Raw genomic sequence first — 11,944 nt, 5'->3', positions numbered from 1 at the left:
CTGTGTCGGGTGGGTGTGGACTCATTGTCGCCAGCCCACCCCGCGCCTAGAAATCGTCCCTCGGGATAGCGATCATCGACCGCGCTGATGATGGCGTTCAGGCCCGCGCCTGACGCTGCCGCATGAGGAACAGGCCCCAGACCGCCAGCGCCGTGGCCGCCAGCAGGCACCCGGACAGGCTCACGCCGGTCCAGCCGAAGTGTTCGTAGAGCCGCGCCGACAGCAGCGAACCCAGGGAGCCGCCGAGGAAGTAGCCGGTCATGTAGCCGGCGTTGAGGCGGCTGCGGGCTTCCGGGCGCAGCCGATAGACCACGTTCTGGTTGCTGACGTGGCTGAGCTGCACGGCGAGATCCAGCACCAGGATGCCAACCAGCAGCGCCGCCAGCGACTGCTGGGCGAAGGCCAGGGGTAGCCAGGCCAGGGTCAGGGAGGCCAGGCCGATGCTGGTGGCGAGACTGCCCTTGCCCTGGTCGGCCATGCGCCCGGCCAGGTTGGCGGCCAGGGCGCCCACGGCGCCGGCGAGACCGAACAGGCCGATGGTGCCGTCGCTGAAGCCATAGGGTTCGGCGGCGAGCAGAAAGGCCAGCGGCGTCCAGAACACCGCGAAGACGGCGAAGCCCAGGCACCCCAGCAGGGTGCGCAGCCGGTGCAGGGGCTCGTCGCGCAAGAGCTCGAACACCGAACCCAGCAGCCGTGGATAGCTCAGGCCGGCCGACTGCTGATAGCGCGGCAGCGCCAGGCGCAGGGCCAGGGCGGTGGCCAGCATCAGACCGGCCGCCACGGCATAGACGGTGCGCCAGTCGCCCAGGGACGAGAGCGCCCCGGCCACGGTGCGGGCCAGCAGGATGCCGAGGATGAGGCCGCTCATCACCGTGCCCACCGCCCTGCCCCGCTGCTCCGGCGCGGCCAGGGTCGCGGCGAAGGGCACCAGCACCTGGGCCACCACCGAGAAGAGCCCGGTCATGGCGGTGCCCAGCAGCAGCCAGGTCAGACTGGTGGCGGTGGCGCTCAGGGCCAGGCCGGCGGCGGCGATCACGCTCATGGTGACGATCAGTCGCCGGCGCTCCAGCAGGTCGCCCAGGGGCACCAGCAGCAGGAGTCCGGCGGCGTAGCTGAGCTGGGCGGTGGTGACGATGCTACCGGCCTGGGTGTAGCTGAGGTCGAAGCGCTGGGCGATGGTGTGCAGCAGCGGCTGGTTGTAGTAGTTGCTGGCCACGGCGATGCCGGTGGCGACGGCCATGAGCAGGGTCAGCCAGCGGCTGAGAGGAGGCGTGGGATTGGACATCCGCAGGATCCGGCAGGGAAAAGGCTGGTCAGTATCGAACAACGGCAGCTATCGGTTAAATGAATCGTTAAGATGGCCTTGATCTCATTTCAAGATAGCGCATGAATCTCAAGCAGCTGGAATTCGCCGTCGCCCTGGCCGAGGAATGCCACTTCACCCGCGCCGCCGAGCGCTGCCATGTGGTGCAGTCGGCGCTCAGTCACCAGATCGCCCGCCTGGAAGCCGAGTTGGGCGCCACCCTGTTCGAGCGCCTGCCGCGCCAGGTACGCATCACTCCTGCCGGTGAGGCCTTGCTGGTGCATGCACGCCAGGCGCTGGCGGCGGTGGAGCGCTTGCAGCAGGACGTGGCCGCCGCGGTCGGCGCCATTCGCGGCACCTTGACGCTGGGCCTGATCTCCTCGGTGCCGCGCCTGGATATCGTCGAGTTGCTGGCGACCTTCCATGCCCGTCATCCCCAGGTGGACATCCGCCTGCGCCAGGACAAGAGCGAGACGCTGCTGGCGGCGGTACGCGAGCGGCAACTGGATTTCGCCCTGATCGGGCTGTCGCGCCAGGTGGCCCTGGAGGCGGTGGACAGCCGCCTGCTGCTCAGCGAGGAACTGGTGGCGGTGCTGCCCGCCGCGCACGACCTGGCAGAGCGGGACAGGCTGTCGCTGCACGAGCTGGTGGATCTGCCGCTGGTGGACCTGCCCGCGGGCAGCGGCGCGCGGCGGCAGACCGACGAGGCCTTCGCTGCCCTGGGCCTGCCCCATCGGGTGCGTTTCGAGACGGGCAACATGCAGTTGCTGGAGCGCTTCGTCCGCCGCGGCCTGGCGATCGGCCTGGTGCCCCAGAGTATCGCCAGCACCTTTGCCGGCCTGGCCCGGGTGCCGGTCAGCGATGCGCCCCAGCGTAACGTCCATGCCATCTGGTCACCGCTGCCGACGCCGGCGACGCGGGAATTTCTCAAGGTCCTGGAGGAGGCGCTGGCGGATTAGCCCTCGCTTATCGGTCGGCCGTACAGCCGTTGAGACGATATGCGCGGGCTACGTGCCGGAGTACGGTCCGGTGACGGAGCCCTGGGGCGTGAGGCGCTTCTTGGTCCGCGATTCTGATGCGGCCGCGCCTTGGAGCCCGCGTAGGTTGGGTTGAGCGCAGCGAAGCCCAACATTGCCCGAGGCTGAATATCCCTGTTGGGCTTCGACGATGGAGCCGTCTCAACCCAACCTACGGTCTGATTGCAGAGCCGTAGCCTGGAAAACGGCGCAGCCTTTTCCAGGGGTGACGTCGTTGTGCGGGGCGTGCCCTCACCCCAGCCCTCTCCCGGAGGGAGAGGGAGCTAGCCGTGCAGGCGTTCAGCTCTATCTGAACCGTAGCCTGGAAAACGGCGCAGCCTTTTCCAGGGGTGACATCGTTGTGCGGGGAGTACCCTCACCCCAGCCCTCTCCCGGAGGGAGAGGGGGTTATCCGAGCCGCTGTTCAGCCGCGGCAGAACGCTCGACAACCTGCTGACCTGCCCTCAACCCTCGCTGACCGGCAGCCGGCGGACGAAGTTACCCACCCGCCAGGCCAGCTGTTCGCCCTGGCACTGCACCAGCAGGTTGCGCACCGGGTAGGACTGGCCGGCGACGCTGGCTTCGGCCTGGGCTTCGCTGGCGCCGTCCAGGTGGTTGCGGGCGAGAACCTGATAGCTGCCAGTGGAGCAGCGTGCCGCGGCTTCGCCCGCGCAGCCGGACCAGCTGCCAAAGACCCCGTTGCACTGCACCAGGTAGGCCGTGCTGCCATCCCTGAGGTAGGCGTTGTGGGAGCTGGCGCAGCCGGCCAGCAGAGCGAGGAAGCCGGCGCAGGCCAGCAGGCGGAGGGCGTTGCGGAGGATGGCAAGGTTCATGGGCGTGGCTCCGGAAGACATGCAGCCATCCTAGAAAGCCAACCCCCTCTCCCATAAATCGTACCGGCGGATAGCGCTTATCGACAGCGCTGATAGCCGCGGCGCTAGGGGTTCTCGCCCATGAATCTGATGATCTCGCCGCGCAGCCAGCGCTCGCCCGGGTCCTGGTCCTGGGCCGCGCGCCAGACCAGCGACAGCTTGGCCGGGACGATGGGAAACGGCGGTTCCTCGAGGCGCAGACTGCCACCGGCGGCCAGCGCCCGGGCGGCGTAGTCGGGCACCGTGGCGAGCAATTCGCTGCCGGCCAGCAGGGCGCCGAGGCCGTTGAAGTGGGGTACGCCCAGGGCCACCTTGCGAGTTCGGCCGAGGCGCGCCAGGTCGTCGTCGATGTTGCCGCAGAGATCGCCGGACATGGACACCAGCACATGGGGCCGGGCGCAGTAGTCGTCCAGGCTCAGGGGCGCGGGGTCGTTGTCGGCGCGGACCACCAGGGCGCGGATGTGCCTCAGGGTGCGGCACTTCGCGTTGGCCGGCAGCTGGGTGGTGTAGCTGATGCCCAGGGAGACCTCGCCACTGGCCAGCAGCCCGGGCAGGAGCAGGAAGTTGGCGTTGCGCACCACCAGCACGCAGTGCGGCGCCACCTCGCGCAGATGGGCCAGCAGCGGCGGCAGCAGGCCGCATTCGACGTCGTCGGACATGCCCAGGCGAAACACCGCGCGACTGGCGCCGGGGTCGAAGTCGTCGACCTCGCTCAAGGCATTGGACAGGCCGTCCAGGGCCGGACGCAGCCGTTCGAGAATGGCCAGGGCGCGCGGGGTGGGCTCCATCGCCCGACCGCTGCGGACCAGCAGGGGATCGTCGAAGAACTGTCGCAGGCGCACCAGGGCGGCGCTGATGGCCGGCTGGCCAAGAAAGAGCTTTTCCGCAGTGCGGGTGAGGTTGCGCTCGTGCATCAGGCTTTCGAACACCACCAGCAGGTGCAGGTCGATGCGGCGCAGGTCGTTGCGGTTCACGGCATCCCTCCGCGAAGGTCAGGCGCCGGGAGAGGCGCCTGACCTTCGTTTACCTTACTTGGCGGCCAGCTTGGCGTAGCTGGTCATCAGGTTGCGGTAGTTGGGGATGTGGTTGGACAGCAGGGCGCCCAGGCCCTCGATGTCGTTGCGCCAGTCGCGGTGCAGTTCGCAGGCCACGCTGAACCAGTTCATCAGCTGCACGCCGGCGGCGCTCATGCGCGCCCAGGCGGCCTGCTGCACGGTCTTGTCGAAGGTGCCGGAGGCATCGGTCACCACGAAGACGTCGAAGCCCTCGGCGATGGCGGCCAGGGCCGGGAAGGCCACGCAGACGTCGGTCACCACGCCGGCGATGATCAGCTGCTTGCGACCGGTGGCCTTGATGGCGGAGACGAAGTCTTCGTTGTCCCAGGCGTTGATCTGGCCGGGGCGGGCGATGTACGGCGCCTCGGGGAACAGCTCGATCAGCTCGGGCACCAGCGGGCCGTTGGGGCCCTGCTCGAAGCTGGTGGTGAGGATGGTGGGCAGGCCGAAGAACTTGGCGCTGTTGGCCAGGGCCAGGACGTTGTTCTTGAAGTCGCTGGGGGTGAAATCCTGTACCAGGGAGATCAGACCGGCCTGGTGGTCGATCAGCAGGACGACGGCATCGTTCTTGTCGAGACGGTTGTAGGGCTTGCTCATGGTGGAGTCCTCGGGGGTGGTGGTTGATGAGGTAACGGGCTGCGCTAGGCGCCGCCCAGGAGATGGCGGATGGCGATGGGCACGCCAGGGGTCTGGTACTGGCGCGCCGCCGCTTCCAGGCGCTGTTCGCCCTGGGTGACGCGGTGGTGGTGGCGCAGGTGCTCCACCCAGGATTCGTCGCAGAAGAATTCCTGCCAGAGTCGCGGTTCGGCGCTGTCCTGCAGCAGGGCCCAGGAGAAGGCGCCGTTGCGCCGGCGCATGGCGCCCACCGCCTGCATGGCCTGGCGAAAGGCCGGGCCGTGCTCGGGGGCGATGTCGTATTCCAGGGTGACCATCACCGGGCCGCGCTCGCGATCCAGGGAGTCGTCGAGGATGGGCGCCGGCCAGTGCAGCGAAGGAGCGATGTCCGCCGCCGGAGTGACCGGCAGGCGCAGACGCCAGGTCAGCCCGATGCCGGCCAGCAGCACCCCGGCCGCCGCGCTCAGCGCCAGGCTCAGGGAGAAATGACTGGCCAGGGCGCCCCAGAGGAAGCCGCCCAGGGCGCTGGTGCCAAAGAACACCAGGATGTAGACGGCCAGGGCGCGGGCGCGCACCCAACCGGGCACGGCGGTCTGGGCCGCTACCTGCAGGCTGGAGAGCACGGTGATCCAGGCCAGGCCGCTGGCGAGCATCACCGGCAGCAGCCAGGCGAAGTCGCGAATCCAGGCCAGACCCAGCAAGACCAAGGCATAGAGCGCACTGGCGCTGGCTACCAGCAGGTCACTGGACAGCCGTTCGCGCAGGCGCGGCAAGAGCATGGCGCCGCCGATGGCGCCCAGCCCGACGCAACCGAGCAGGATGCCGAAATCCAGGGCGGTGCCCTGTAGGGCCTGGCGCACCAGTAGCGGTAGCAGGGCCATGCCGGCGCTGGCACCGAGGAAAAACGCGGCGGTCCGGGCCAGCACCACCTGCAGCCGGGGGGAGCTGCGGGCATAGCGGAGGCCGACCCGGACCGCGCCCAAGAGGCGCTCCGCGGGCAGCACGGCGGCTGCAGGCGCTCGCCGCCAGGTCAGGAGCGCGACGATGACGGCAAGGAAAGAGACGGCATTGAGGGCGAAGGTCAGCCAGGGACCGGCCAGGCTGACCAGCACCCCGGCCAGGGCCGGGCCGAGGGCGCGGGCCACGTTCATGCCCAGGCTGGACAGGGCGATGGCCGCGGGCAGCTCGCTCTTGTCGACCAGCTCGGGGGTCAGCGCCGACCAGGCCGGCAGCATCAGCGCGGTGCCCACGCCCATGGCCAGGGTCAGCCCCAGCAGCAGCGGTACGGTCATCCAGCCGGCCAGGGTCAGGCCGGCCAAGGCCAGGGCCACCGCGGCCATCCACAGCTGCACGCCGAGCAGATAGCGGCGCCGGTCGACGATATCGGCCAGGGCGCCGGCCGGCAGTGCCAGCAGGAACATCGGCAAGGCCCCCGCCACCTGGACCAGGGCCACCGCCAGGGGGCTGGCGGACAGCGAGGTCATCAGCCAGCCGGCGCCCACCTCGTGCATCCAGGTACCGATGTTGGAGGCGATGCTGGCCAGCCACAGCCAGCGGAAGGTGCGCTGGCGCAGCGGTTGCCAGGGCGAGGCGGCGTTGGGCGTCACGGCGGCGGCGGTCATGGCGACGCTCCTCAGAAGCTGAAGCAGGAGCAGCCGAAAGCGCCCCAGAAGCCACTGAAGTCGCTGACCGGCACCCGGCTCTGGCGTGCCCGCTCATGGCCGTGGCCATGCACGGCGCAGGCGCCGGCGCACTGGTGCACGGCGGCCTGCAGCGGCGCACCGGCTTTCCAGTGGCCGGGTACCTTGACCACTGGCGACCAGTCCGGGGTAACCGGCAGGGGCGCAGGGCCAAGCCGATCGAATTCCTCGGCGCCGTAAACGATACGGCCGCCGACCACGGTGAGCACCGACTCCAGGTGCTTGATGGCCTCTTCCTCGACCGTGAAGAAGTCCGCCGAGAGCACCGCCACGTCGGCCAGCTGGCCCACCCGCAGTTGGCCCTTCTTGCCCTGCTCCGAGGAGAACCAGGCGCTGCCCTGGGTGAACAGCTGCAGGGCGGTGGCCCGTGGCAGGCCTTCCTGGTAGAGCGCCAGGCCCCCGACGGTACGGCCACTGACCAGCCAATACAGCGAGGTCCAGGGGTTGTAGCTGGAGACGCGGGTGGCGTCGGTCCCCGCCCCTACCGGCACGCCGGCGGCCAGCATGCGCTGGATCGGCGGGGTCTGCTCGGCGGCCTGGGCGCCATAGCGGTCGACGAAGTATTCGCCCTGGAAGGCCATGCGGTCCTGGATGGCGATGCCGCCACCAAGCGCCTTGACCCGCTCGATGTTGCGCGGGCTGATGGTCTCGGCGTGGTCGAAGAACCAGGGCAGGCCGGTGAAGGGCACGTCGCGGTTGACCCTCTCGAAGACGTCGAGCATGCGCGAGATGGATTCGTCGTAGGTGGCGTGCAGGCGGAACGGCCAGCGTTGCTCCACCAGGTGGCGCACCACCGGTTCCAGATCGGCTTCCATGGTGGGCGGCAGGTCCGGGCGCGGTTCGAGGAAGTCCTCGAAGTCGGCCGCGGAGAAGGCCAGCATCTCGCCGGCGCCGTTGTGGCGGAGGAAGTCGGTGCCCTGGTGCAGGGTGACGCTGCTGGTCCAGTTCTTGAAGTCGGTCAGTTCTTCCTTGGGTCTCTGGGTGAAGAGGTTGTAGGCGATGCGCACGGTGAGTTGGTCGGCGTCGGCCAGCTGCTGGATCACCTGGTAGTCGTCCGGGTAGTTCTGGAAGCCGCCACCGGCGTCGATGGCGCTGGTCAGGCCCAGGCGATTGAGTTCGCGCATGAACTGGCGGGTGGAGTTGACCTGGTATTCCAACGGCAGCTTGGGCCCCTTGGCCAGGGTGGCGTAGAGGATCATGGCGTTGGGCCGGGCGATGAGCATGCCGGTGGGCTCGCCGCGGGCATCGCGCTGGATCTCGCCACCCGGTGGATTGGGCGTGTCCTTGGTGTAGCCGACTACCTGCAGGGCGGCGCGATTGAGCAGCGCCCGGTCGTAGAGGTGGAGGATGAACACCGGGGTGTCCGGCGCCGCCTGGTTGAGTTCGTCCAGGGTCGGCAGCCGGCGCTCGGCGAACTGGAATTCGTTCCAGCCGCCCACCACCCGCACCCACTGGGGCGCCGGGGTGCGCTCGGCCTGGTCCTTGAGCAGACGCAGGGCATCGGCCAGCGACGGCACGCCCTCCCAGCGCAGCTCCAGGTTGTAGTTGAGACCGCCGCGGATCAGGTGCAGATGGGAGTCGTTGAGGCCGGGGATGGCGCGGCGCCCGCGCAGGTCGACCACCTGGGTGGCCGGACCGCGATGAGCCATGGCGTCACTGTCGCTGCCCACGGCGATAAAGACGCCGTCCCTGATGGCGACCGCCGTCGCCTCGGGGCGCTCGGGATCGACGGTGTGAAGCTTGCCGTTGTGCAGGATCAGATCGGCGTGTTGCATGTGGCCTCCGGGACCAGGGTCAGAAGCCCGGGCGCAGGGCGCCCAGGACGGTTCAGCGGGCGACGAAGGCCAGCAGGTCGCGATTCAGCTGCTCGGCGTGGGTCACCGCGAAGCCATGGGGCGCGCCGGCGTACACCTTGAGTTCGGCGCCACGGATCAGCTCGGCGGCGAGCTTGCCGGTGGTCGCGAAGGGCACCACCTGGTCGGCATCGCCGTGGATCACCAGGGTCGGCACATCGACCTTGGCCATGTCCGGGCGGAAGTCGGTTTCCGAGAAGGCGGTGACGCAGTCCAGGGTGCCCTTGAGCGAGGCCAGCAGGGCGATGTTGAGGATCTGGGTGAAGACGCCCGCGGAGACCTGCTGGCCCTGGTTGGTGCCATAGAAGACCGGGGCGAAGTCGGCGAGGAACTGGGCGCGGTCCTTGAGCAGACCGTCGCGGATGCCGTCGAAGACGCCCTGGTCGACGCCCTGGGGGAAATCCGGCTTCTGGCCGAACAGCGGAGTGACGGCGCCGAGCAGCGCCAGCTTGGCGACCCGCGCCGAACCGTGGCGCGCCAGGTAGCGACTGACGTCGCCACCGCCCATGGAGAAGCCCACCAGGGTGACGTCGCGCAGGTCCAGATGCTCGATCAGCTCCTTGATGTCGTCAGCGAAGGTGTCGTAGTCGTAGCCGTTCCACGGCTGGCCGGAGCGCCCGAAGCCGCGGCGGTCGAAGGCGATGGCGCGATAGCCGTGGCTGGCCAGGTGGTGCATCTGGTACTCCCACATGTCGGCGTCCAGCGGCCAGCCGTGGCTGAACAGCACGGGCTTGCCGCTGCCCCAGTCCTTGAAATAGATCTCGACGCCGTCGCGGGTGGTAAAGGTGCTCATGGTTGTTCGCCTCTAGCGGTTGGGGGAGTGGAAAAGGCGCCCGAGCGGGCGTTGAGCCAGGGCGCGCACAGGCGGCTCACCCTCGGCATGATCAGGAACACCACCAGCGGCACGATGCACAGGGTGATCAGCAGGTTGCTGGGCACCGGGCCGGCCAGCAGCGGATAGCGCGCGAACAGCGGCTGCCACAGCGGCGGGATCAGCATCGTCAGGGGCGCGATGACCAGGTAGGTCAGCACCGCCTGCTTCCAGGCGGGTGGCGGGCGCACGCCAGGGCGGGGCGGCTTGAACCAGAATTCGGCGTCGGCATGCACCTCGGGCGCATCGGCCTCGCGCAGCAGCGGCGCCACCTCGGCGATCAGCGCCTGGCGCTCTGGCGAGGCCAGCCAGGCCTGCAGTTGGTCGACGTCGGCGAAGCGCACCAGGGTGGTGAAGGCGGCGCCCTCCTCGGCCGGCGGGATGACATCCACGCCCAGATGACCGCAGGCCGCGCGGGCGGCGGTTACCGCGCGCTGCAGCCAGCGCTGGTAGGCCTGGTGCTGGCCGGCCAGGGGCTGGTGGCGGATCACCAGGGTGACGATGCGGCTGTGGGCCTGCTGCAGGTCCTGCCCGAGCGCGGCGCTCACGACAGCGCCCTGGCGAAACCGCCCTGGGCGGCGTGGCGCCTGGCCAGCCGCGCTTCCAGCGAGTAGCGACCCGGCCCGGTGAGCGCCAGGGTGCCGAACAGCACCAGCAGCAGCCAGCCGAACTGGCCCTCTTCCAGGGACCACTGCGGATGCACCACCAGCAGCGCGATCAGCAGCAGTCCCAGGATCGGCAGGCAGGCCAGGCGCGTCGCCCAGCCCAGGGCGATCAGCAGCGGGCAGAGCACCTCGGCGAAGACGGCGAAGCCCAGGGTCGGCCAGGCGCCCAGATGGAGCGGGTCCTCGATCAGGCCGAGTTGCTGGCGAAAATGCAGCGCCTTGGGCAGGCCATGCACCGCCAGGAGCAGCCCGGCGCCACCCAGGCGCAGGAACAAGAGTCCCAGATCCAGTCGCACACGTTCCATGGCCCAGCCTCCCGCAGATAGAGTCGGCCGCGAGAAGACCCCGCGCCGTCGATGGAGCGGACTTTCGCCCGGACGACGGCTGGCGGCCTTGGACGTCTGTGCTGGTTTTTGTACGCCTGTGCTGTGGCGTAGGGCTGAAAGGATTCAGGTCACAGCCAAGGCAGGATAGTCAACCTCAGAGGGACTGTTTAACCCGCGAGCGCTACTTATTCGAATGCAGAGTGGACAGTAATCTAGCCCCATCGCATCCACGCCGGATGCCGGATCTGGAAAGGACCCTCACCCATGAACACCCAAGCCCTCACCGCCACCACCGGCCGCCTGCTGCTCGCCAGCCTCTTCCTGTTCAGTGGCGTGGGCAAACTGCTCGCTCCGGCTGCCACCAAGGGCTACATCGCCGCCATAGGCCTGCCCTTCCCGGACCTGGCCTACCTGGGCGCCCTGGTGGTGGAGCTGGGCCTCGCCAGCCTGCTGCTGATCGGCTATCGCACCCGGCCGGTGGCCCTGGCCATGGCCGCCTTCACCCTGGTCACCGCCCTGGTGTTCCACAGCCACTTCGCCGACCAGAACCAGCTGATCCACTTCCTCAAGAACGTCGCCATCGCCGGGGGGCTGCTGCAGGTGGCGGCCTTCGGCGCCGGGGCCCTGAGCGTGGATGGCCGGCGGCCGGCGCGGGCGGCCCGGCTGGCCTGATCGCCCTCGCTCGTTGCGCCCGCCTGGATCCTTGGGTTCAGGCGGGCGCCGTCACATCCAGCATCCTGGCGCAGGCCTCGCGCACCAGCTCGAGGAACAGGCGCAACCGCGCCGGGTAGACCCGGGCGTAGGGATAGATGAGATAGATCGGCAGGGGCGCCGCCTGCCACTCCGGCAGCAGGTGCACCAGCCGCCCCGCGGCGACGTCCTCGCGTACCATCCAGTGCGACAGCGCCGCGCAGCCCAGCCCCCGTACCGCGGCATGCCGGGCGACGAAGAGACTCTCGGTGGCCAGCCGCGCTCGCAAGGGGATCAGCCGGCTTTCGCCAGAAGAACCCAGCTGCAGGCGCAATTCGGTCTGGTAGAACTGGGTCATGGCGATCCAGGGCAGCGCCGTCAGCTCCTCGGGCGCCCTCAGCGTGCCTGCCAGTTCCGGCGCCGCCACCAGGATGCGCTGGACATCGCCCAGGCGCACCGCCACGGTGTCCGGATCCTCCACCACCCCCACCCGAATCGCGCAGTCGACGCCATCGGCGACGAAATTCGGCGCCCGGTCGCTGAGCACCCAGTCCACCTGCATGCCCGGATAACGCCGCAGATAGGTCTCCAGCGGATCGAGCAACTGTTCCTGGCCGAAGGCGTGGGGCATCACTACCCGTAGCCGTCCCTCGGGCTCGGCATGGGCGCCGTGCAGGGCGGCGGCGAAGGCCTGCCAGTCGCCGAGCAGCTGCTGGGCCTGGCGATAGCAGCGCTGGCCGTCCTCGGTCAGGCGCAGGGCATGGGTCGAACGCTGCACCAGACGTACCTGCAGCGCCGCTTCCAGTGCCTGCAGCCGTCGGCTGACGGTGGGCTGGGTGGTGCCGAGCTGGCGCGCGGCCGCCGACAGACTGCCGGCCTCGACGATGCGGACGAAGGTCTCAAGCAGGTCGAGACGGTCATGGGAAAAGGAACTGTTCATACGGCCTACGTATACCCCCTGTACCGGACGTTCGGCTA

Annotated in this window: 12 protein-coding genes; 2 read left to right on the top strand and 10 right to left on the bottom strand. The window is 69.2% G+C overall.

What is annotated here, in order from left to right; all coding sequences use genetic code 11:
- Window positions 1-97: 97 nt before the first annotated feature.
- On the bottom strand, window positions 98-1,285 hold the full coding sequence (locus CFE50_RS19190; RefSeq protein WP_286736812.1) for an MFS transporter: 1,188 nt from the start codon (window positions 1,283-1,285) through the stop codon (window positions 98-100).
- Between the two features lie 101 nt (window positions 1,286-1,386).
- Between CFE50_RS19190 and CFE50_RS19185 the strand changes: the two genes are divergently transcribed.
- Window positions 1,387-2,262, top strand: coding sequence for a LysR family transcriptional regulator (locus tag CFE50_RS19185; protein ID WP_286736811.1), 876 nt, complete (start codon window positions 1,387-1,389; stop codon window positions 2,260-2,262).
- 521 nt (window positions 2,263-2,783) lie between these two features.
- On the opposite strand, the gene CFE50_RS19180 is transcribed toward CFE50_RS19185, so the two are convergent.
- The 8 genes from CFE50_RS19180 to CFE50_RS19145 all read right to left on the bottom strand — a co-directional run bounded on the left by CFE50_RS19180 (window position 2,784) and on the right by CFE50_RS19145 (window position 10,255).
- A complete protein-coding gene (locus CFE50_RS19180; protein WP_145155414.1) occupies window positions 2,784-3,152 on the bottom strand; it encodes a hypothetical protein in 369 nt (122 codons plus the stop codon).
- A gap of 104 nt (window positions 3,153-3,256) precedes the next feature.
- Window positions 3,257-4,165 (bottom strand): LysR family transcriptional regulator, encoded by a 909-nt coding sequence (locus tag CFE50_RS19175; RefSeq protein ID WP_286736808.1) that lies wholly within the window; start codon window positions 4,163-4,165, stop codon window positions 3,257-3,259.
- A gap of 54 nt (window positions 4,166-4,219) precedes the next feature.
- The gene (gene ycaC / locus CFE50_RS19170) at window positions 4,220-4,843 is read right to left on the bottom strand and encodes an isochorismate family cysteine hydrolase YcaC (RefSeq protein WP_286736807.1); all 624 of its coding nucleotides are present in this window, start codon (window positions 4,841-4,843) and stop codon (window positions 4,220-4,222) included.
- 44 nt (window positions 4,844-4,887) lie between these two features.
- Window positions 4,888-6,483, bottom strand: coding sequence for an MFS transporter (locus CFE50_RS19165; RefSeq protein ID WP_286736806.1), 1,596 nt, complete (start codon window positions 6,481-6,483; stop codon window positions 4,888-4,890).
- A gap of 11 nt (window positions 6,484-6,494) precedes the next feature.
- On the bottom strand, window positions 6,495-8,336 hold the full coding sequence (locus tag CFE50_RS19160) for an amidohydrolase (RefSeq protein WP_286736804.1): 1,842 nt from the start codon (window positions 8,334-8,336) through the stop codon (window positions 6,495-6,497).
- 52 nt (window positions 8,337-8,388) lie between these two features.
- A complete protein-coding gene (locus CFE50_RS19155; protein ID WP_286736803.1) occupies window positions 8,389-9,207 on the bottom strand; it encodes an alpha/beta fold hydrolase in 819 nt (272 codons plus the stop codon).
- Window positions 9,204-9,833: an antibiotic biosynthesis monooxygenase gene (locus tag CFE50_RS19150; RefSeq protein ID WP_286736802.1), complete on the bottom strand. Its 630-nt coding sequence runs from the start codon at window positions 9,831-9,833 to the stop codon at window positions 9,204-9,206. The genes CFE50_RS19155 and CFE50_RS19150 overlap by 4 nt, the downstream gene beginning before the upstream one ends.
- Window positions 9,830-10,255, bottom strand: a complete 426-nt coding sequence (locus tag CFE50_RS19145; RefSeq protein ID WP_007161536.1) for a DoxX family protein — start codon at window positions 10,253-10,255, stop codon at window positions 9,830-9,832. The genes CFE50_RS19150 and CFE50_RS19145 overlap by 4 nt, the downstream gene beginning before the upstream one ends.
- Window positions 10,256-10,540: 285 nt before the next feature.
- On the opposite strand from CFE50_RS19145, the gene CFE50_RS19140 reads away from it, so the two are divergent.
- On the top strand, window positions 10,541-10,948 hold the full coding sequence (locus tag CFE50_RS19140) for a DoxX family protein (protein ID WP_286736800.1): 408 nt from the start codon (window positions 10,541-10,543) through the stop codon (window positions 10,946-10,948).
- A 37-nt stretch (window positions 10,949-10,985) separates the two neighbouring features.
- Here CFE50_RS19140 and CFE50_RS19135 read toward each other — a convergent pair whose 3' ends face one another.
- Window positions 10,986-11,906 (bottom strand): LysR family transcriptional regulator, encoded by a 921-nt coding sequence (locus CFE50_RS19135; protein ID WP_241808439.1) that lies wholly within the window; start codon window positions 11,904-11,906, stop codon window positions 10,986-10,988.
- Window positions 11,907-11,944 lie beyond the last annotated feature (38 nt).

Origin of the sequence: Pseudomonas sp. PGPPP4 (assembly GCF_002256045.1) — a bacterium.
GTDB lineage: Bacteria > Pseudomonadota > Gammaproteobacteria > Pseudomonadales > Pseudomonadaceae > Chryseomonas > Chryseomonas oryzihabitans.
Note: the sequence above shows the minus strand (reverse complement) of the source record. Positions and strands in the feature narration are given on the sequence as shown.

Bases quoted from the DNA above. Each gene is read 5' to 3' on its own strand.
- CFE50_RS19155 (WP_286736803.1), bottom strand. From the start codon at position 9,207: ATGAGCACCTTTACCACCCGCGACGGCGTCGAGATCTATTTCAAGGAC.
- CFE50_RS19140 (WP_286736800.1), top strand. From the start codon at position 10,541: ATGAACACCCAAGCCCTCACCGCCACCACCGGCCGCCTGCTGCTCGCC.
- CFE50_RS19165 (WP_286736806.1), bottom strand. From the start codon at position 6,483: ATGACCGCCGCCGCCGTGACGCCCAACGCCGCCTCGCCCTGGCAACCG.
- ycaC (WP_286736807.1), bottom strand. From the start codon at position 4,843: ATGAGCAAGCCCTACAACCGTCTCGACAAGAACGATGCCGTCGTCCTG.
- CFE50_RS19180 (WP_145155414.1), bottom strand. From the start codon at position 3,152: ATGAACCTTGCCATCCTCCGCAACGCCCTCCGCCTGCTGGCCTGCGCC.
- CFE50_RS19145 (WP_007161536.1), bottom strand. From the start codon at position 10,255: ATGGAACGTGTGCGACTGGATCTGGGACTCTTGTTCCTGCGCCTGGGT.
- CFE50_RS19135 (WP_241808439.1), bottom strand. From the start codon at position 11,906: ATGAACAGTTCCTTTTCCCATGACCGTCTCGACCTGCTTGAGACCTTC.
- CFE50_RS19160 (WP_286736804.1), bottom strand. From the start codon at position 8,336: ATGCAACACGCCGATCTGATCCTGCACAACGGCAAGCTTCACACCGTC.
- CFE50_RS19185 (WP_286736811.1), top strand. From the start codon at position 1,387: ATGAATCTCAAGCAGCTGGAATTCGCCGTCGCCCTGGCCGAGGAATGC.
- CFE50_RS19190 (WP_286736812.1), bottom strand. From the start codon at position 1,285: ATGTCCAATCCCACGCCTCCTCTCAGCCGCTGGCTGACCCTGCTCATG.